General features: G+C 67.1%; 19 protein-coding genes and 1 tRNA gene. 12 read left to right on the top strand and 8 right to left on the bottom strand.

The annotated features are described in order from the left end of the window. Positions 1-264 precede the first annotated feature (264 nt). From IP69_RS01445 to IP69_RS01430, 4 genes are all read right to left on the bottom strand, one after another. Positions 265-672 (bottom strand): type II toxin-antitoxin system VapC family toxin, encoded by a 408-nt coding sequence (locus IP69_RS01445; protein ID WP_054141030.1) that lies wholly within the window; start codon positions 670-672, stop codon positions 265-267. Further along, on the bottom strand, positions 669-917 hold the full coding sequence (locus IP69_RS01440; RefSeq protein ID WP_054141029.1) for a type II toxin-antitoxin system VapB family antitoxin: 249 nt from the start codon (positions 915-917) through the stop codon (positions 669-671). The genes IP69_RS01445 and IP69_RS01440 overlap by 4 nt, the downstream gene beginning before the upstream one ends. A gap of 87 nt (positions 918-1,004) precedes the next feature. Continuing rightward, positions 1,005-2,372, bottom strand: a complete 1,368-nt coding sequence (gor, locus tag IP69_RS01435; RefSeq protein WP_054141028.1) for a glutathione-disulfide reductase — start codon at positions 2,370-2,372, stop codon at positions 1,005-1,007. A 9-nt stretch (positions 2,373-2,381) separates the two neighbouring features. Next, complete coding sequence (locus tag IP69_RS01430; protein ID WP_082358775.1) at positions 2,382-3,671, bottom strand: O-antigen ligase family protein; 1,290 nt, start codon at positions 3,669-3,671, stop codon at positions 2,382-2,384. Positions 3,672-3,998: 327 nt separating this feature from the next. Between IP69_RS01430 and IP69_RS01425 the strand changes: the two genes are divergently transcribed. The 3 genes from IP69_RS01425 (at position 3,999) to IP69_RS01415 (ending at position 6,964) form a co-directional block, all read left to right on the top strand. Beyond that, positions 3,999-4,868 carry a tripartite tricarboxylate transporter substrate binding protein gene (locus IP69_RS01425; RefSeq protein ID WP_248306687.1) on the top strand — a complete coding sequence of 290 codons (870 nt, stop codon included), beginning with the start codon at positions 3,999-4,001 and terminating at the stop codon, positions 4,866-4,868. A 104-nt stretch (positions 4,869-4,972) separates the two neighbouring features. Further along, positions 4,973-5,452 (top strand): tripartite tricarboxylate transporter TctB family protein, encoded by a 480-nt coding sequence (locus IP69_RS01420; protein ID WP_054141025.1) that lies wholly within the window; start codon positions 4,973-4,975, stop codon positions 5,450-5,452. A gap of 12 nt (positions 5,453-5,464) precedes the next feature. Then, complete coding sequence (locus IP69_RS01415; protein WP_054141024.1) at positions 5,465-6,964, top strand: tripartite tricarboxylate transporter permease; 1,500 nt, start codon at positions 5,465-5,467, stop codon at positions 6,962-6,964. Positions 6,965-7,030: 66 nt separating this feature from the next. Here the strand turns inward: IP69_RS01415 and IP69_RS01410 are convergent, their stop codons facing one another. Continuing rightward, on the bottom strand, positions 7,031-8,074 hold the full coding sequence (locus tag IP69_RS01410) for an aldehyde reductase (protein WP_054141023.1): 1,044 nt from the start codon (positions 8,072-8,074) through the stop codon (positions 7,031-7,033). Between the two features lie 172 nt (positions 8,075-8,246). Here IP69_RS01410 and IP69_RS01405 point away from each other — a divergent pair, with 172 nt between their 5' ends. Beyond that, positions 8,247-9,674 carry an APC family permease gene (locus IP69_RS01405; protein WP_054141022.1) on the top strand — a complete coding sequence of 476 codons (1,428 nt, stop codon included), beginning with the start codon at positions 8,247-8,249 and terminating at the stop codon, positions 9,672-9,674. 134 nt (positions 9,675-9,808) lie between these two features. Here the strand turns inward: IP69_RS01405 and IP69_RS01400 are convergent, their stop codons facing one another. The 3 genes from IP69_RS01400 to IP69_RS01390 all read right to left on the bottom strand — a co-directional run bounded on the left by IP69_RS01400 (position 9,809) and on the right by IP69_RS01390 (position 11,739). Further along, positions 9,809-10,336 carry a DUF2059 domain-containing protein gene (locus IP69_RS01400; RefSeq protein WP_197279611.1) on the bottom strand — a complete coding sequence of 176 codons (528 nt, stop codon included), beginning with the start codon at positions 10,334-10,336 and terminating at the stop codon, positions 9,809-9,811. A gap of 249 nt (positions 10,337-10,585) precedes the next feature. Next, positions 10,586-11,287, bottom strand: a complete 702-nt coding sequence (rpiA, locus tag IP69_RS01395; protein WP_054141020.1) for a ribose-5-phosphate isomerase RpiA — start codon at positions 11,285-11,287, stop codon at positions 10,586-10,588. Between the two features lie 101 nt (positions 11,288-11,388). Continuing rightward, complete coding sequence (locus IP69_RS01390; RefSeq protein ID WP_082358877.1) at positions 11,389-11,739, bottom strand: hypothetical protein; 351 nt, start codon at positions 11,737-11,739, stop codon at positions 11,389-11,391. Between the two features lie 190 nt (positions 11,740-11,929). On the opposite strand from IP69_RS01390, the gene gph reads away from it, so the two are divergent. From gph to IP69_RS01350, 8 genes are all read left to right on the top strand, one after another. Beyond that, complete coding sequence (gene gph, locus IP69_RS01385) at positions 11,930-12,643, top strand: phosphoglycolate phosphatase (RefSeq protein ID WP_054141018.1); 714 nt, start codon at positions 11,930-11,932, stop codon at positions 12,641-12,643. 37 nt (positions 12,644-12,680) lie between these two features. Beyond that, a tRNA-Val gene (locus IP69_RS01380) sits at positions 12,681-12,755 on the top strand. Between the two features lie 219 nt (positions 12,756-12,974). Continuing rightward, entirely contained in the window at positions 12,975-13,637 is a 663-nt protein-coding gene (locus IP69_RS01375) for a DUF1684 domain-containing protein (protein WP_082358769.1), read from the top strand. 104 nt (positions 13,638-13,741) lie between these two features. Continuing rightward, positions 13,742-14,626 (top strand): glycine betaine ABC transporter substrate-binding protein, encoded by an 885-nt coding sequence (locus tag IP69_RS01370; RefSeq protein WP_054141017.1) that lies wholly within the window; start codon positions 13,742-13,744, stop codon positions 14,624-14,626. Then, positions 14,623-16,188 (top strand): aromatic amino acid ammonia-lyase, encoded by a 1,566-nt coding sequence (locus tag IP69_RS01365; RefSeq protein ID WP_082358766.1) that lies wholly within the window; start codon positions 14,623-14,625, stop codon positions 16,186-16,188. The genes IP69_RS01370 and IP69_RS01365 overlap by 4 nt, the downstream gene beginning before the upstream one ends. Next, complete coding sequence (locus IP69_RS01360) at positions 16,185-16,814, top strand: ABC transporter permease (RefSeq protein WP_054141015.1); 630 nt, start codon at positions 16,185-16,187, stop codon at positions 16,812-16,814. Before IP69_RS01365 ends, IP69_RS01360 begins: the two co-directional genes overlap by 4 nt. Next, a complete protein-coding gene (locus tag IP69_RS01355; RefSeq protein ID WP_054141014.1) occupies positions 16,814-17,449 on the top strand; it encodes an ABC transporter permease in 636 nt (211 codons plus the stop codon). The genes IP69_RS01360 and IP69_RS01355 overlap by 1 nt, the downstream gene beginning before the upstream one ends. Beyond that, a complete protein-coding gene (locus IP69_RS01350) occupies positions 17,446-18,396 on the top strand; it encodes an ABC transporter ATP-binding protein (protein WP_054141013.1) in 951 nt (316 codons plus the stop codon). Before IP69_RS01355 ends, IP69_RS01350 begins: the two co-directional genes overlap by 4 nt. The last annotated feature ends 78 nt before the right edge of the window (positions 18,397-18,474 follow it).

Here is an 18,474-nt window from a genome sequence, read left to right as displayed (position 1 = left end):
TCGCGCCGGTTAACCTCTTTGAAGCGCGAAGGCGGGCCTATACACCCCTGGGCGCGCGATGGCCACCGTGACCTGTTTGGAGATCGATCTCTGCAGGCCCGCAAACATGGTTAGCAAAAGCTGAATCGTTTCAGGAGCATGCAGGCAACGGCTCCCAGATCGATTCCGGCTCCTCGCAAACCGCACGAAGGCGATGAGGCCGCGATTCAACCTGTTCGGAGCCTGCATCAACGGCGACGGCGGCGCGCCGGCCCTATTCGGCGGTTACGCCGGCTCGATGTCAGTCCGGCCGAAATCATTGCCCTTGAACAGCAGCGCAGCACCAAGATGCTTGGCCGTGGCGTAGGAAAAGCAGTCCCCGAGATTGAGGATGCCAGGACGTCCCGGTCCCATCCCGTAACGCTCGGCCGCCTCGACAGCGAGTGCTGTGACTGCGATGTCGGGAGCAATGGGGGCGATCGCGAGCGTCGAAATGATCTCGTCGACCAACTGCAGGCCGAGCTTTCGGTCGCAGTTTTTGAGCCTGCCAACCGCGCATGCAGCCTCCCAGATCGAGACCGTAGAGACGAAGCGCCGCGAGGACCGGTTTCGGCTAAGGCGTTCGGACAGGAGAGCGCCATCATGTTCGGGCATCAAGATCGAGACGAGCGCCGACGCATCGATAACGATCAACGTCGTTCATCCTCGCCGTTGATCTCGTCATAGAAGGCCCGATCGGCGGGAAGGCCGCTATCTGGCATGGCAGCTAGCTTGGCATGGATCGGCGCGAGCTTCTCCCATAGCGTCGGCTCGGCGGCCTCGCGCTCGGCCTTCTCGCGCAAGGCGTCGTGGACGATCTCGGTCAGGCCCTTGCCGTGCTTGGTTGCAAGCTTGCGGGCCAGCGCCTCGACCTCGTCGTTCTTGATGCTGATGCCCATCGGCACACCTCGTTCTAGAATGCGCTCCAGGCTTTCTAGAATAGGCTCGACGGCGCCTCGACGCAATCGTCCCGCTACCTCGGTCCGCTACTTTGCCCGCGCCGTCCGCATCGTCACCAGTTCTTCAGCCGCGCTCGGGTGCAGAGCGATGGTGCGGTCGAAATCGGCCTTGGTCGCGCCCATCGTCACGGCGATGGCCACCGCCTGGATGATCTCGCCCGCATCATGGCCGAGGATGTGGACGCCCAGCACCTTGTCGGTCTGCGCATCCACGACGAGCTTCATGTAGATGCGCTCAGACCGGCCCGAGATCGTCGCCTTCATCGGACGGAAGCCGGATTCGAAGATGCGAAGTTCGCGATCTCCCGCTGCCGCCTGAACCTCCGACAGGCCGATCGTGCCGATCTCCGGCGTGGTGAAGACCGCCGAGGCGATCAGGCCGTGGTCCATCTGCCAGGGCTTGCCACCGAAGGTCGAGTCGGCGAAGGCATGGCCCTCGCGGATGGCGACCGGGGTCAGGTTGACGCGGTTGGTGACATCGCCGACGGCATGAATCGAGGGCACGCTGCTGGCGGAATTGGCATCGACGATGACCTCGCCCAGCGAACCGAGCTCGACGCCGGCTTCCGCCAGGCCAAGGCCGACCGTATGGGGGCGGCGGCCGGTCGCGACCAGAACCACCTCGGCATCGATCGGATCGCCGCTGGCACAATGGGCACGGCGCGCGCCGTCGGGCAGAAGCTCGATACGCTCGACCGTGCAGCCCAGGCGGAACGTGATGCCCGCATGTTCGAGCGCGTCGCGCAGGCGGTTGCGGATGTCCTCGTCGAATCCGCGCAGAACATTGTCGCCGCGGTGAAGCACGGTGACATCGACGCCCAGGCGCACGAACAGGCTGGCAAATTCGAGCGCAATATAGCCGCCGCCAACGATCAGCATCCGCTTGGGCAAGCTCGGGAGATGGAAGATCTCGTTCGAAGAGATTCCGAGCTCCCCGCCCGGGATCGGCGGATCGAAAGCGGGCCAGCCCCCTGTCGCCACCAGGATGTGGCGGGCGCGGACCGTCTCGCCGCTTTTTGCCAGACGCACGGTGTGGCCGTCGACCACGGTCGCACGCTCCTCGCGGATCGTGACGCCGGCAGCGTCGAGCCCCTTGCGATAAAGGCCCGATAGCCGCGTCACCTCGTTGGCCACCGCATCGCGCAGGGTCGGCCAGTCGAAGCTCGGCTTTTGCACGGTCCAGCCGAAGCCGGCCGCATCCTCGACATCCTCGGCGAAGCGGCTGGCATAGACGAAGAGCTTCTTGGGCACGCAGCCGCGGATCACACAGGTGCCGCCGATGCGGTCCTCCTCCGCAATCATGACACGCGCGCCATGACCGGCCGCGATTCGGGCGGCGCGGGTGCCGCCGGAGCCAGCCCCGATGACGAACAGATCGACGTCGAACTCAGCCATGATGCCCTCTCATATGTCCCGTGTGAGCGCGGTCGGCGAGCCGGCTGTTTGCGGCAGCGTCGCCGCGAGCCAGAGGGTAGCGACGGTCAGCGCCGCGATCCACCAGCCTTGCCAGGCGCCATGCGCCACCGACGCGATGCCGAAAGCCGATGCAAACAGCGCCAGCCGCGGCGCCAGATCCCGCGCGCCCAGTCGCCTCAGCCGATACAGCAATGCCAGACCTGCAAAGGTCAGCAGCGCCGCACCGATCGCGCCGGTCTCGGCCCAGGCCTGCAGCGGCGCATTATGCGGGTGGCCGACGGCAAGCAGTTTGCGATGCGGCTCCGACACGGCGAGCGCGACCGGGTGCCGGTCGAGCGTCGGCGAGGTGCCGAAGCCGGCGCCGAGCAGCGGGCGGGCCATTGCCGCCTCGCCGAAGCTGAGCCAGATATCGACGCGGTCGCGCGAATGCGAATTCGCCAGGCGCTCGTGCAGCGACGGCGGCAGGGCTGCGTCACCGAGCCGACCCATCGCGGGGGCGAAAGCCATCGTCGCGGCAAAACCCGCCATGACGGCCCAGAGCGTCAATCGCGGCAGCACCCGCGCCGCCATCCAGACGAGTGCCATCAGGATGAAGCCGAGGCCGGCGGCACCGCTCTCCGAGCCGAAACTGGCGATGCCGGCGGCGAGAACCACGAGCGCCGCGAGCAGGCCGTCGCGTCGGCGCGTGCCGGCACCGGCCCGCAGCGTGGCCAGAGCTGCCGACGACAGCATGAGGCAGGTCAGGATCGGCCGGTTGAAGATGAAGCTCTGCTGCCGGCCGATGTCGAGCATGATGCGCAATGCAAGATCCGTCGCCAACTCCACCAGCATGAAAGACACAGCGGCGATGATGCTGAGCGCGAGGGCGCGGCCTAGCGAGATGCCGGGCCGGAACAGGCGGCTGACGGCGATGACGGCGCCGCAGGCCAGCGGCAAGGCGAGTTCGCCCCAGGCCGCGAGGCCCGCAACAGGGCGGTGGCTCCCGGCCAGCGTCACCAGCGACCACAGCAGGAAGCCGCAGAGCGCAAGCCCGATCGGATCGCGGCAGAGAGCCAGTATTCGATGCGCCGGGGCGCGCCAGCCCTCGGACAAGAGGCAGGCGGCGGCAAAAGCCACCGCGGCCAGAGCGAGCATCAGGGGAGCAGAGCGGTTGGCGATCCACATGGACAGCGGCAGGGCCACGAGCAGGGCGTGGCCCACCATCGCCCATCGCGCCGACCAGAGCGCAGGCGCGGAACCGGCCCGCAACGGCTGGCGGGAAAAGGTGGGGTTGCTCATGGGGCTGCGCTTACGCGATCGCGCTTCGGACGACTAGGGGTGAGATGCCGCTGCGGCGGCAAGGCGTTGGGCCCGACCAGCATTTTTGCAGCCTGCTTGCACCGGACCGGAACAGTCATATTGTCGTGTCTTGCGATTATTCGATCGACCGCAATTGACGCCCGACGCGGCAAAGTGCCACTGGCGACGTCGTCCCAAAACTGCGCGGGCAAATCCGCGTGCGGAGGAAACACCATGCTCACATCCGTTTTGAAACGCGGCGCCATTGCGGCAGTCGCCCTGGCCGGTCTCTCAACCGCCGCCTTCGCCCAGCTCGAGCTCAAAATCATGGCCCCGGCCTCGCCAGGCGGCGGCTGGGACGGCACGGCGCGCTCGATGCAGCAGGCGCTGACCGCGTCGGGCATCGCCAAGAGCGTGCAGGTGACCAATGTCACCGGCGCCGGCGGCACGATCGGCCTCGCCCAGCTGATCAACGCCAAGGGCGACGGCTCGCAGCTGATGGTCAACGGCTTTGTCATGGTCGGCGCGATCCTGCTCAACAAATCGCCGGTCAACCTGTCGCAGACGACGCCGATCGCAAGGCTGACCGCCGAGGCGCTGGTCATCGTGGTGCCGACGGATTCGCCGATCAAGACCGCCAAGGATCTGGCCGAGCGCGTCAAGGCCGATCCGGCCAAGGTGACCTGGGCCGGTGGCTCGGCGGGCGGCGCCGACCACATCCTGGCCGCCCTCTTTGCCGAGGCTGCCGGCGGCGACCCGAAGAAGATCAACTATATTCCGTTCTCGGGCGGTGGCGAGGCGCTGGCCGCCATGCTCGGCGGGCGCGTCACGGCCGGCATCTCCGGCTATGGCGAGTTCGAGGGCCAGATCAAGGCTGGCAAGCTGCGCGTGGTGGGCGTCTCGTCGGCCGCCCGTCTGGCCAACGCTCCTGATGCCCCGACCCTCAAGGAAGGCGGCGTCAATCTGGAGCTGATGAACTGGCGCTCGGTCGTCGCCCCTCCCGGCCTTTCCGCCGAGCAGACCAAGACGCTGTCGGAGGCGATCGGCAAGCTGGTCAAGTCCAAGGAATGGGCCGAGATCCTCAAGGCTCGCGGCTGGGACGACGCCTATCTCGGCGGCGCCGATTTCGAAACCTTCCTGAAGGCCGAGCAGATCCGCGTCGCCAAAGTGATGACGGATGTCGGCCTGGTGAAGTAAGGCCTTCACACCGCCCTAAACGAGGAAGGGGGCCGGGCCATCGGCCCCCTTCGCGCCTGTGGCAAACCTTTCCAGCTGACACATCGCCCGACGACGGAACGGCCATGACGAACGAAAAACTGGCGCGCGGCGCCGACCGGCCCGCCCTGATCGTCGGATTACTCCTGCTCGCGCTCGCAGGCGTCGTCTATTACGACGCCTCGCAGCAGACGATCACCTCGAATTACGGCATCGGGCCGACGGCCATGCCCTATGTCGCCTGCGTCGGGCTGGTGGTGCTGGGGCTGGCGCACTTCTTCGTCGCCTTTCGCAACGGCCTGCCCAAGCCCGAGGAGGCCGATCGTGGCGCCCTGCTCTGGATCATCGGCGGCCTCGTCGGGCTGATTGCCTGCATCGGGCTGGGCGGTGGCTTCACCATCGCCGTCACGATCCTGTTTTCGTTCACGGCGCGCGGCTTCGGCCGGCGCGCGCTCGCGACCGACGCCGCCATCGGCTTCGTCCTCGGCCTGACCATCTTCCTCGTCTTCGCCAAGCTCCTGACCCTGCTGCTGCCGGCCGGGCCTCTCGAACGCCTGTTCCTCTGAGGACCGCCGGCCATGGAAACCACGCTTTCGCTCCTCAACGGCTTCAGCGTCGCGCTCGAGCCGTCCAAGCTGATGTTCTGCCTGATCGGCGTGTTTCTCGGCACCGCGGTGGGCGTGCTGCCGGGCATCGGCCCGGCGCTGACGGTGGCGCTCTTGCTGCCGGTCACCTTCAAGCTCGACCCCGCCGGCTCGCTGATCATGTTCGCCGGCATCTATTATGGCGGCATGTATGGCGGCTCGACGACCGCCATCCTGCTCAATGCGCCGGGCGAAAGCGCCTCGCTGGCGACCGCGCTCGAAGGCTCGAAGATGGCAAAGGCGGGCCGCGGCGGCCCGGCACTGGCCACTGCCGCGATCGGCTCCTTCGTCGCCGGCTTGATCGCCACGATCGGGCTCGCCTTCCTGGCGCCCTGGCTCGTCGAGGTCGCGATCAAATTCGGGCCATGGGACTATTTCGCGCTGATGATCGTCGCCTTCGTCACGGTCTCGGCAACCTTCGGCGATTCGCCGCTGCGCGGGCTGACCAGCCTGTTCCTGGGCATCACGCTCGGGCTCGTCGGCATCGACCGGCTGACCGGCCAGGCGCGGCTGACGTTCGGGGTGCCCGAACTGCTCAACGGCATCGAGGTGACGACGCTGGCGGTCGGGCTGTTTGCGGTTGGCGAGGCGCTCTACGTCGCCTCCAAGCGCTTCCGCGATCCCGAGGAGATCATCGCGATCAAGGGCTCGCTATGGATGAGCAAAGAGGATTGGAAGCGCTCCTGGGCGCCCTGGCTGCGCGGCACCGCCTATGGCTTCCCGATCGGTGCGCTGCCTGCCGGCGGCGCCGAGGTGCCGACCTTCCTCAGCTACTCGACCGAGAAGAAGCTCTGCAAATACCCCGAAGAGTTCGGCAAGGGCGCGATCGAGGGCGTCGCGGGGCCGGAAGCGGCCAACAACGCCTCGGCGGCCGGCACGCTGGTGCCTTTGCTGACGCTCGGCCTGCCGACCTCGGCGACCGCGGCGATCATGCTGGCGGGCTTCCAGCAATACGGGCTCAACCCCGGCCCGCTGCTGTTTGCCGAAAAACCCGATCTGGTCTGGGGCCTGATCGCCTCGCTGTTCATCGCCAACGTCATGCTGGTGATCCTGAACCTGCCGTTGATCGGGCTATGGGTGAAGCTGCTCGCCGTGCCGCAGCCCTGGCTCTATGCCGGCATCCTGGTCTTCGCGACGATGGGCACGCTCGCGGTCAACGCCTCCCCGGTCGAACTCGGCCTGCTCTTCCTGTTCGGCTATCTCGGCTATCTGATGCGGCGCTACGACTATCCGGTCGCGCCGATGGTGGTCGGGCTGATCCTGGGCCCGATGGCGGAGGCGCAATTGCGTCGCGCGCTGCAGATCAGCCTCGGCGACCCGATGATCCTGCTCGAAAACCCGATTTCCGCGACGCTGCTGGGCGTGGCCTTCATCGCGCTGGTTGCGCCCTTCGTGATGAAGGGGCTGAACCAGTTCAAGGCGAGCGAGGATTGAGGAGACGACCATTCGCGGTCGCTCACCCGTCAGAGAGGCGTGACGGGAACCCGAACCGTGGCCGCGTCAGCCGCTTCGCCCGACCAGCCCCAGTCGGATCAGGCTGTCGCCGGTCGCGGCCAGCGCGTCGACGGCCGGGCGCGGCTCCCAGCCCAGCATGGCGCGCGCCTTGGCGCTGCTGGCGGTCTTGCTGCGGCCGAGTTCCGGTGTCGCGGCTTGCCGCGCGGCTGCGCTGAAGACGGCAACGAGGCGCACCAGCCAATCCGGCAGCACGCGGGTCGAGACCTTGCCGGCAGCCGGACCGAGCCGATCGCGCAACACCTGGGCGATCTCCTGCATTGTCATGAAATCGCCAGCCGTGGCGATGAAGCGCTCATTGGCGGCGGCCGGGTCCGTCATCGCCCGCAGATGCAGATCGGCGACGTCGCGCACATCGACCACGCCGAACATCAGCCGAGGCAAAGCGGGGAGCCTGCCTTCGAGCATCGCCTTGATGAGCAGGATCGAGGCGGACATGTCGGGCCCCAACAGCGGGCCGAAGATGCCGACGGGGTTGATCACCGCAAGCTCCAGTCCCCTGCCCTCGCCATCGATAAAGTCCCAGGCGGCGCGCTCGGCCAGGGTCTTGGATTGCGGATAGGCGGCAAGCCCAGGGGCCGACGCATCCGTCCAGTCGCCCTCGGAAAAGGGCCGCTCGAGGATGCGCCCATAGCCGATGGCCGCAAAGGACGAGGTCAGGACGACGCGCCCGACGCCGGCTGCGTGGGCTGCGCGCAGGACCCGCAGCGTGCCCTCGCGCGCCGGACCGATCAGCTCGTCTTCGTGCTTCGGCGCCGCCGATGACAGGGGCGAGGCGACGTGCAGAACCAGGCCGCAGCCGGCCACGGCCCCGGCCCAGCCTGCGTCCGCCGTCAGATCGGCCGTGCAGACCTGCAAGCGTCCTTCCGGGTTTGCTCCGGCGACGGCGAGTTCGGCGCGCAAGGCGGCCTCGCGCTCCGGTGAACGCAAGGTTGTGCGGACCTCATGCCCCGCCTCCAGCAAGGCGAGGATGCAGTGGCCGGCGAGGAAGCCGGAGCCCCCGGTCACGAGCACGGGCGTCGTCTTGTTCATTGCGGAAGCATCCGTTCACGAATGTCGCTGGAGCTAAACCCCGAGCCACTCTGACGCTCGCGGCACTGATGTCACGCGGGCCCTGGAGAATGAACCTCGCCGCGGGTGAACAATTGCGGCACGACTGTGTTCGTAGCATGCCGCCTTCAGCCTGCGGCCGGAGCCTGACATCATGAGTGCTACCCCCGTCTCCCCTGCCCCCGCCGCGCAGACGGGGACACAGCCCGCCCTGAAGCGCGTGATGGGCCCCTGGCTGCTCCTGTTGTTCATCGTCGGCGACATTCTCGGCACCGGCATCTATGCGCTGACAGGCCAGGTCGCCAAGCAGGTCGGCGGCGCCGTCTGGCTGCCTTTCCTGGTCGCCTTCGTCGTCGCGATGATCACCGCCTTCAGCTATCTCGAACTGGTCACCAAATATCCGCGGGCGGCGGGTGCGGCGCTGTATACGCACAAAGCTTTCGGCGTCCATTTCATCACTTTCATCGTCGCCTTCGCAGTGATGTGCTCGGGCATCACCTCGGCTTCGACCGCCTCGCGCGCCTTTGCCGCCAATCTGTCGGATGCGCTGGGGCTGGCCCTCTCTGGCACGGTCTGGATCACGGTCGTCGGGCTTGGCTTCATGGCCCTGATCGCGGCTGTCAATCTGCGCGGCGTCGGCGAGAGCGTGAAGGCCAATGTCGTCCTGACCTGCGTCGAACTCACCGGGCTTCTGATCATCATCATCATCGGTGCGATGGCGATCATGGCCGGCCAGGGCGACGTTTCGCGCGTTCTCGACTTCAAGACGACGGGCGATGGCGGCGTTTTCTGGCCGGTGATCGCAGCGACGACGCTCGCCTTCTTCGCGATGGTGGGCTTCGAGGACTCGGTCAACATGGCCGAGGAGAGCAAGGACCCGAGCCGCATCTTCCCCAAGGTGCTGCTGTCGGGCCTCGTCATCACCGGCGTGATCTATGTCCTGGTTTCGATCTCTGCGATCACGCTCGTGTCGCCGGAGGACCTTAGCGAGGGCGAGACGCCGCTCCTGAAGGTCGTGCAGGCCGGCGCGCCGAACTTCCCGCTCTGGATCTTCGGTTTCATCACGATGTTCGCGGTCGCCAACAGCGCGCTGATCAACATGCTGATGGCCAGTCGCCTGGTCTATGGCATGAGCCGCGAGCATGTGCTGCCACCGGTTCTTGGCAAGGTCCATGCGACCCGGCACACGCCCTATATCGCGATCGGCTTCACCACGCTGCTCGCCTTCGGGCTGATCACGTTCGTCGGCGAAGTGCCCGCGCTCGGCGGCACGACCGCGCTTCTGCTGCTTTGCGTGTTCACCGTGGTCAACATCACCGTGTTGATGCTGCGCAAGGACACCGTCGAGCACGCGCATTTCCGCACGCCGACCGGTCTGCCTGTGCTCGGTGCGCTGACCTGCGCCTTTTTCGCCGGACCGTGGACCGGGCGCGACATGGTCCAGTACGAGATCGCCGGCATATTGATCGGGATCGGCGTGCTGTTGTGGTTCATCACGATCCTGGCCAACCGCGCCGCCGGCGTTCACGCCGAACCGCCGGTCCCGAGCGAGGAGCATGTCCGGATCGGATCCAAGAATTAGCGCGGTTCAGGATGGGCTGCGCGCTGGCCAGCCGGAGGCCGTTCTAGCGACCGAACGCCGCCGCCTCCTGCTAAACACAAACGCCGCCGGCCCGAGGCCAGCGGCGCAAAACTGTCGGGCCACTGGGGGCCTGATCACATCTGGTGGCCGCGCTTGCGCATTTCCTCGCTGAAGCGGTCGAACAGAAAATTGCTGGTCTGGAGGCTCCAGGGCTGCAGCAGCGCGAAGATCTCGTCGATGGCACGCGGACGCATGGCATTGTAGCGCTGCCCGACCGGCGACTTGAAGAAGGCAGCGACCTCCTTGAGATCGGCCTCGCTCATGCGCCTGGCGAAGATGTAAGCGGCCGAGGCGATGATCTCCTGGCGCTTCTTCTCGGCCTCGGGCCGGAGCGCGGCGATGATCTCGTCCATATCCTTGCGAACCTCGGGCCGCGTCGTGGCCACCGTCTGGGTCACACGCTCGCGAAACTCCAGATAGATCGCCTCGAAGGACTCAGCCAGGCCCGACAGGATCACCACGTCGCGGCCGGCTTCGAGGTAGGATTGCGGAATGTCGGGCTGGGCGGGCTGGGCGGGCTGCGGAGCCGTCTGTGACTGCGCCGGCATGGCGCAGAGCAAAGCCAGACTGACGGCCGCGCCGGCGAAATGGTAACGGATCATGCTGAGCCCCTTCATCATGCGCCGGTTCGCGCATCTCATCGGTATGTGACGACCGGCATTGCCCGTGCCGGGCCCGCCGCGTCCTCGTTCAGGCCATGGCCAACGGTGACGCCCAAAGCCAAACCGGTGCAATCGGCACCTCTTTCGTCTCCATAGAGCATCACGTCGCAATGTGGAAAGCAGATTTAAACCGTGGCGATGTCGCGGGCCGTGCACCGCACCCGGCGCCGATGGATCGAGACGAGCCAGCTATTCGAGTGTTCCCAGGATGGTGAGACCACCGCCGCCGGCCAGAATGGCGGCCGTTGCGAGGCCGAGGAACAGGCCATGCTCGACCACGCCGGGGATGGCCGCCAACGCGGCCGAAAGCGCCTCAGGCCGGGTGATCGTGCCGAGATGCGCGTCGAAAATGTAATGTCCGCCGTCGGTGACGAGCACGCTGCCGTCGGGCTTGCGGCGCAGGACGATCTCGCCGCCGGCACCCACCGCCGTGATCGCCGCAATGACGGCGCGGCGGGTGGCTTCGAGCCCGAAAGGCACGACCTCGATGGGCAGCGGAAACTGCCCCAGCTGCGTCACGAGCTTGCTGTCGTCGGCGATCACGACCATGCGGCTGGATGCCGCCGCGACGATCTTCTCCCGCAACAGCGCAGCGCCCCCGCCCTTGATCAGGCGCAGCTGCGAATCGACTTCGTCGGCGCCGTCGATGGTGAGGTCGAGTTCGGGCGTCTCGTCGAGTGTCGACATCGGAATGGCGAGCGCGCGCGCCTGCGCCTCCGTGACCTGCGAGGTCGAAACGCAGATGACGTCGAGCCCGGCCGCCACGCGCGCGCCGAGCAGATCGACGAAATGCTTGGCCGTCGAGCCGGTGCCGAGCCCCAGCCGCATGCCGGGCGTCACCAGTTCGAGGGCGCGCGCGGCCGCACGTTTTTTGAGTTCGTCGGAATTCATGCGCAAAGCCCCCTCGGCGGGCAGGACGGATCGATTGGAAGAACGGATTGTCGGGATCGTTCAGGGCAGCGCCGGCAACGGCTGCCGCCGTGGTCAGCGAGCTATTTGGCCTGGGGCGTGCAGACGGTCTTGTCGTCGAAGACGTAGCAGATGCTCATTTCGCCGGTGCGGATGTTCACCCGGAAGATGCCGCCCTCGCGCTCGTGCCGCGACGGCATCAGCGTATAGTCGCTGGGTGCCTGGGCGCCCGCACCCTCGCCCGGCGGGAAGCAGACCGTGACGCCGACCCCGCCCTCCTTGAGCTGGAACTGGCAGGCGGCGACCTCGCCGGTGGCCTTGTCGATGCGGTAGACGCGGTTGAGATCCGTCTGCGGCGCCGGTGCGAACTCGAAAGGCGCCGCCTGCACCGCGCCGGACAGCGCCAGCCAAAGGCCGAAAATCAAAGCAACCAGACGTCCAAGAGATTGCGGCACGATACTCTTCCCTATGCGCGAATCGGCGGCACGATAGCATCATTGCCGGAGGCGACGATGTCTCTCGCCGGTCCGTGAGGTGACAGACGCCGCAACATCGCCGGCGGTCGCTTGCCAAGCCCGCGGCGAACTGCCTTTAAGCAGGCGCCCCGCCACAGGAACGCCCCTCATGAGCCTGCGCCCCATCGTCGTCTTCGATCTCGACGGCACGCTTGCCGAGACAGCGCCCGACATCATGCGCGTGCTCAACGTCATTCTCGAACGGGAGGGGCTGCTGGCCCTGCCGCTGGAGCGCGCGCGCGAACTGGTCGGGGCCGGCGCGAGGGCGCTGATCGCGCGTGGCTTCATGGTCTCGGGCCGACCACTCGATGACGAGACCCTGGAGCGGTTGTTCGAGGATTTCCTGCTGATCTATGCCGAAGACGTCGCCTCCAGCAGCCATCTCTTCGACGGCGTGCAAGACGCGCTGGATACGCTGACCGCCGAGGGCTATCTGCTGGCCGTCTGCACCAACAAGCCGATCCTGCACACGCGGCTGATCCTCGACCATTTCAAGATTTCGCAGCGCTTCGCGGCGGTGGCCGGGCGCGACAGCTTCCCCTACCACAAGCCCGACCCGCGGCATCTGACGCTGACGATCGAGGCGGCTGGGGGCGATCCGGCGCGGGCCGTGATGATCGGCGATTCGCGCACCGATATCGCGACCGCCAAGGCCGCCGGCATCCCGACGATCTGCGTGCCCTTCGGCTATACCGACGTGCCGATTGAGACGCTCGATCCCGATGCCGTGATCCAGCATTTCGACGCGCTGCCCGCGGCGGTGCGCAAGGTGATGGGCGCCATGCCTTCCCGGATCGAGGCCGAGGCCATCGCCCATTCTTGACGGCGCGCCGCGCGCCGACTAGGAGAAGCGCCGGTGCGGGCGACTAGCTCAGCGGTAGAGCACTCCCTTCACACGGGAGTGGTCACAGGTTCGATCCCTGTGTCGCCCACCATCTTCCTGCCATTTGTCGACGAAATCTGCCCGATGGGCCGCCAAGCCCTTGCGCGCACGCTGGCGCTGCTGGGCCACTGAGCTCGGCAGGCGTCCTCCCTCCCCTGACAGACCCTGTCGAAAGGCTGGTTCAATCTGCAGCCCTGCAACCCGGCCGGCTTCCGCGCGTTGATCCGCGATCGCCGCATCGGCGTAAGGCAGTGGTTTGCGAGGTGGGCCCATGGACAGGATCATCGAGACGGCCGGCCGCCACCGGGCCGACGGCGTGCTGGAGCGGTTCTCCAGCCTGCATGACTGGCGACGCCAGGTCGCCGATCTCTATGCCGCGGTCAGGGCGATGCCCGAAGGCGAAGGTTGGGCGCATTGGCGCAGTGTCCGCGACCGGCTGTTTCGCGAGCATACGCAATCGCCGCTGTCCGTAGCGCGCCGGGCGCAGTTTCGCGGCATCGACTGCTTCGCCTACGATCCCGGGCTGCGGTTTTCGGTTGCGCTCGATCCCGCCACCGACCGCGAGATGATCGAGCTGGAGGCCGGCAAGGATGGCAGCGTCACGCTCGTGCCCTTCGCGCTGACGCGCGGGCTCGAAGCGGCGTTGGGCAAGGAGCTGACGCTCTACTGGATCGACGGCTATGGCGGCGGCGTCTTCCTGCCCTTCGGTGACGCGACCAATGGCCAGGAGAGCTTCGCCGGCGGCCGCTACCTGCTCGACACGATCAAGAGCGCCGATCTCGGCTGCGATGGTGACGGCCGGCTGATCCTGGACTTCAACTTCGCCTATTACCCGTCCTGTGCCTATTCGGAAGCCTGGGTCTGCCCGCTCTCGCCGATCGAGAACCGCCTCCCCGTTCCCGTCCGGGGCGGCGAGCGGAACGCCCTGCCCTGAGCCGCCGGGCGCTGGGCGCATCACGCGCCTTTGTCTCGCCCGATCCTTGCATCGCCCGCCCCGCTTGCTAGCCTGCCTCACCCGACCTGAAGGAAACCAGAGCCATGCGCATCCTCACGACCCTCGTTGCGGCTGCCGCCATGCTGGCGGGCGGTCTGTCGGGCGCTTTCGCCCAGACGATCAAGATCGGCTCGAAGAACTTCACCGAGCAGTTCGTCGTCGCGGAACTCTATGGCGCGGCGCTCGAAGCCGCCGGCTTCAAGGTCGAGCGCAAGATCAATCTCGGCGGCACGCTGGTTGCGCATGAAGCGCTGAAGAGCGGCGCGATCGATCTCTATCCGGAATATACCGGCACCGGCCTCAACGCCGTGATGAAGGCGCAAGGGGTGACCGAGACCGACCCCGAGAAGGTGCGCGGCATGGTCAAGGCCTTCTATGAGAAGGAGTTCAACCTGACCTGGCTTAAGCCGTCGGGCATCAATAACGGCTATGCGATCGTGGTCCGTCCGGAGACGGCCAAGGAGTTCAACCTCAAGACGCTGAGCGATCTCGGCAAGGCCTCCTCCAAGCTGCGGCTCGGCGCCGGCACCGAATTCGTCGACCGGCGCGACGGCATCAAGGGTCTCAAGGAGGTTTATGGTGCCGAATTCGCCGAGTTCAAGCAGTTTGCCGCGCTGCGCCTGCGCTATGACGCGCTGAACCAGAAGCAGATCGAGGTCGCCAACGGCTTCTCGACCGACTGGCAGATCGCGGCCGACAAGTTCGTCGCGCTCGACGACGACAAGTCGCTGTTCCCGCCCTATTTCCTCGCTCCCGTCGTGCGCCCCGAGATCGCCGCCAACGCCAAGATCGTCGACATCCTGGAAAAGGTCGGCGCCGCCCTCGACAACCCGACGATGCAGGAGCTCAACCGCCAGGTCGAAGTCGACAAGAAGGAGCCGCGCACGGTGGCGGCCGCCTTCCTCAAGGCCAAGGGGCTGGTGAACTGAGCGCTGGTCCTGCGCCCGGCGCCGATGGGGGCGCAGGCACCTCTGTCGTTCTCGGCGAGGCATCTGTTGGCCTTGAGGCGATTCTCGCGATCGCCGTCGACGGCACGCAAGTCGTGCTCGCCGACTGCGTCGCAACCCGTCTGGAAGCCGCGCGCGCGGTGGTTCTGCGCACGCTAGAACGGGGGGACAGGGTCTACGGCCTGACCACCGGGCTCGGTGCGGCCGTCGATACAAGCCTCGACGCGGACGCCATCCCCGCCTTCCAGGCCCGCGCCATCCGTGCCCGTGCCGTCGGAGTCGGCGAGCCGCTCTCGACGGTCGAGGTACGGGCGATGCTGGCGGCGCGCCTCGTCGCGATCTGCCATGGCGCCTCAGGGCTCACGCCTGCGCTGGCGCAGACGATCGCGGCCATGCTCAATGCTGGCGTTCACCCAATCGTGCGTCGGATCGGCTCGCTCGGCGAGGCCGATCTCAGCCCGCTCGCGCAGGCCTTCCTGCCGCTGATCGGCGAGGGCGAGGCCGAATTCCGTGGTGTGATCCTGCCCGGCGGCGAGGCGCTGGCGGCGGCCGGGATCGCGCTGCCGCTGCTTGGCCCCAAGGACGGGCTGGCCCTTCTCAACGCCAATGCCCAGAGTGTCGGGCTGGCGGCGCTGGCGGTCGATGCGATGGGCAAGGCGCTCGACGCGGGAATCACGGCCGGGGCTCTCTCGCTCGAAGCGTTTCGGGCCAATCTCTCGCCGCTCGACCCCGATCTTTCCGCGTTGCGCGGTATGCCCGGCCATGGCGTCGGTGTGGACCGGCTGCGCCAGCTTCTCGATGGTAGCGACCTGTGGAAGCCAGATGCGGGCCGCCGGCTGCAGGATCCGATCTCCTTTCGCTGCCTCGCGCCGGTGGCGGGCCACGCCACGCGCGCTGTCGCGGCGGCCAGGCAGACTGTTGACGCAGAACTCGCGAGCGCTCCCGACAGCCCGGCCGTGATGGTCGCGCGCGATCTCCTGCTGTCGGGCGTCAATTTCGACACGACCGAACTGGCATTGACCTTCGAGGCCGCCGTTCTTGCGCTTTCCCATCTGGCGGCGACCTCGGCGGCCCGCATCGTCAAGCTGATGAATGCCGGCATGAGCGATCTGCCGCGCTTCCTGACGCGCCATGGCGGCTCGCATTCCGGTTTCGCGACGACGCAAAAGACCGCAGCCGCGCTGGAGGCAGAGATTCGCCATCTCGCCTTGCCGCTCGGCGCCATGACCCTGCACGTGGCCGACGGTGTCGAGGATTATGCGCCGATGACGCCGGCCATCGTGGAGAAGACGCATGCCATCGCCAAGCGCCTGACGCGGCTGGCCGCGATCGAGCTCGTCGTGGCAGCGGAAGCCGTCGATCTGCGCGGGGCGATCAGGCTCGGACGCGGCACGGCCGCCGCGCATCGCTTCGTGCGTGGCCATGTCACGCGGCTCGACGACGACCGGCCGATGGGGCGCGAATACGAGGCGCTTGCGCTGGCGATCGAGGCCGGCGAGCTGATGCTTGCGGACATGGCGACCGGCGAAGGCCCGGCGCCATGAGCTGGACGATCGACAACTACGATCGGCTGCTGATCGCGCTGTGGGAGCATATCCAGCTCGTCGGTGTCGGGCTTGCCATCGCGCTCGCCATCGGCCTGCCGCTCGGTGTGCTCTCGGCGCGGCGGCCGGGCTTTGCGCTCGTCGTGCTGCTGGTCTCGGGGGCACTTTATACGGTGCCGGCGCTGGCGATCTTCGCGCTGCTGATCCCCTATCTGGGCTTAGGCTTCTGGCCGGCGATCGTCGCGCTCGTCGCCTATGCGCTCTTGATCATCATCCGCAATGTCGCGACCGGCCTGCAGGAGATCTCGCCCGACGTGCTCGATGCCGCCGACGGCATGGGCTATAGCAAATGGCGCCGGCTGTTTGCCATCGAGCTGCCGCTGGCGCTGCCTGTCATCATCGCCGGAATCCGCATCACGGTCGTCACGCAGGTTTCGGTGGCGACGGTGGCGGCCTTCATCAATGCGGGCGGGCTCGGCGACATCATCTTCCAGGGCATCACCCAGGATTTCGGCGAGAAGGTCGTGGTCGGCGCGGTGGTGACCTCGGCGCTGGCGATCCTCTGTGACGAGAGCCTGCGCCGGGTCGAGCTGCATCTGCGCGCCAACCAGGCGGAGAGCGCCTGATGGTCGAGTGGATCGCCGCCAACCCGTCCATCTTCACCGGAGCGCTGCAGAATCATCTCTGGCTGACGGGCGTCGCGCTTGCCGCCGTGCTGCTGATCGCGCTGCCGCTCGGCCTGCTGCTGACGCGACATCGCGGCTTCGCCAACGCCGCCATCGCCATCGTCAACATCCTGCGGACGATTCCCTCGCTGGCTTTGCTCGTCATCATGCTGCCGCTTCTGGGCACCGGCTTCCTGCCCTCGGTGGTGGCGCTGACGTTGTACGGGCTGCCGGCGCTGCTGCTGAATACCTATACCGGCCTCACCGAGGTCGATGCCGACATCGTCGAGGCGGCGCGCGGACAGGGCTTGGCCGACCGGCAGGTGATGACGCAAATCGAGATCCCGCTGGCGCTGCCGGTGATCTTCGCGGGTATCCGCACGGCGGCTGTGCAGATCGTCTCGGCGGCGACGCTCGCGGCCTTCATCGGCGGCGGGGGGCTCGGCGAATTGATCACCGCCGGCATGGCGAATTTCAACTTTCCGCAGCTGATCGCCGGCGCGGCCGCGGTGGCAGGACTGGCTTTATGCGTCGAGGTCACGTTCGCCCTGATCGAGCGGCTGATGACCCGGCAATTGCGATTGGGAGCCTCATGACGATCCGGCTGGAGAAGGTCACCAAGCTGTTTCCCGGCGTGTCCAGGCCCGCGGTGGATGCGCTCGACCTGACGATCGAAACCGGCCAGGTCTGCGTGCTGATCGGGCCGTCGGGCTGCGGCAAGACCACGACGATGCGGATGGTCAACCGGCTGATCGAGCCGACATCGGGCCGCATTTTCGTCGGCGACGAGGACGTGACAAAGGCCGATCCGGTCGAGCTGCGCCGCCATATCGGCTATGTCATCCAGCAGATCGGCCTGTTCCCGCATATGACGATCGCGCAGAACGTCGCGACCGTGCCCAAGCTGCTCGGCTGGGAGGCATCGCGCATCAAGGCGCGTGTCGCCGAGATGCTGGAGCTCGTCGGGCTCGATCCGGCGCAGTTCCTGTCGCGCTATCCGCGCCATCTCTCGGGCGGGCAGCGCCAGCGCGTCGGCGTCGCCCGCGCGCTCGCCGCCGATCCGCCGGTGATGCTGATGGATGAGCCCTTCGGCGCCGTCGATCCGATCGTGCGCGGGCGGCTGCAGGAGGAGTTCCTCGCCATCCTGAAGCGGCTGAAGAAGACCGTGATCCTGGTAACCCACGACATCGACGAGGCGATCCGCATGGGCGATGTCGTCGCGATCCTGAAGGATGGGCGGCTGGTGCAATACGACACGCCCGACAGGCTTCTGGCAGCGCCGGCCAACGAGTTCGTCGCCGATTTCGTCGGCGCCGACCGGGCGCTGCGCCGGCTGTCGCTGGTGCGGGCGGTGGATGCGGTGGAACCGGGTGGCGATGGCGCCTTCACGCTGCCGGGGACGCTGTCGGTGCGCGAGGTGCTCTCGGCGCTGCTCGCCGAAGGCCGCGACGCCGCGACGATCGCTGGCGAGGACGGCACCGCGTTGGGGCAGATCACGCTGGCGGGCATCCGGGCGCGCAGTGCGGGCGCTGCGCTGCCGTGACCGTCACTGCGAGCGCAGCGAAGCAATCCATAGCGATGCGCTCGACGGCTTCTGGATTGCTTCGCTGCGCTCGCAATG

The sequence above is a fragment of the Allobosea sp. AAP35 genome (genome assembly GCF_001295925.1).
Lineage (GTDB): Bacteria > Pseudomonadota > Alphaproteobacteria > Rhizobiales > Beijerinckiaceae > Allobosea.
The sequence above is the reverse complement of the archived record's forward strand: the minus strand, read 5'-3'. Positions and strand labels throughout refer to the sequence as shown.

Excerpts from the sequence above, each read along its gene's own strand:
- gor (WP_054141028.1), bottom strand. The coding sequence starts at position 2,372 with ATGGCTGAGTTCGACGTCGATCTGTTCGTCATCGGGGCTGGCTCCGGC.
- IP69_RS01420 (WP_054141025.1), top strand. The coding sequence starts at position 4,973 with ATGACGAACGAAAAACTGGCGCGCGGCGCCGACCGGCCCGCCCTGATC.
- IP69_RS01430 (WP_082358775.1), bottom strand. The coding sequence starts at position 3,671 with ATGAGCAACCCCACCTTTTCCCGCCAGCCGTTGCGGGCCGGTTCCGCG.
- IP69_RS01355 (WP_054141014.1), top strand. The coding sequence starts at position 16,814 with ATGGTCGAGTGGATCGCCGCCAACCCGTCCATCTTCACCGGAGCGCTG.
- IP69_RS01350 (WP_054141013.1), top strand. The coding sequence starts at position 17,446 with ATGACGATCCGGCTGGAGAAGGTCACCAAGCTGTTTCCCGGCGTGTCC.
- rpiA (WP_054141020.1), bottom strand. The coding sequence starts at position 11,287 with ATGAATTCCGACGAACTCAAAAAACGTGCGGCCGCGCGCGCCCTCGAA.
- IP69_RS01425 (WP_248306687.1), top strand. The coding sequence starts at position 3,999 with ATGGCCCCGGCCTCGCCAGGCGGCGGCTGGGACGGCACGGCGCGCTCG.
- IP69_RS01360 (WP_054141015.1), top strand. The coding sequence starts at position 16,185 with ATGAGCTGGACGATCGACAACTACGATCGGCTGCTGATCGCGCTGTGG.
- gph (WP_054141018.1), top strand. The coding sequence starts at position 11,930 with ATGAGCCTGCGCCCCATCGTCGTCTTCGATCTCGACGGCACGCTTGCC.
- IP69_RS01410 (WP_054141023.1), bottom strand. The coding sequence starts at position 8,074 with ATGAACAAGACGACGCCCGTGCTCGTGACCGGGGGCTCCGGCTTCCTC.
- IP69_RS01405 (WP_054141022.1), top strand. The coding sequence starts at position 8,247 with ATGAGTGCTACCCCCGTCTCCCCTGCCCCCGCCGCGCAGACGGGGACA.
- IP69_RS01375 (WP_082358769.1), top strand. The coding sequence starts at position 12,975 with ATGGACAGGATCATCGAGACGGCCGGCCGCCACCGGGCCGACGGCGTG.
- IP69_RS01370 (WP_054141017.1), top strand. The coding sequence starts at position 13,742 with ATGCGCATCCTCACGACCCTCGTTGCGGCTGCCGCCATGCTGGCGGGC.
- IP69_RS01400 (WP_197279611.1), bottom strand. The coding sequence starts at position 10,336 with ATGATCCGTTACCATTTCGCCGGCGCGGCCGTCAGTCTGGCTTTGCTC.
- IP69_RS01440 (WP_054141029.1), bottom strand. The coding sequence starts at position 917 with ATGGGCATCAGCATCAAGAACGACGAGGTCGAGGCGCTGGCCCGCAAG.
- IP69_RS01415 (WP_054141024.1), top strand. The coding sequence starts at position 5,465 with ATGGAAACCACGCTTTCGCTCCTCAACGGCTTCAGCGTCGCGCTCGAG.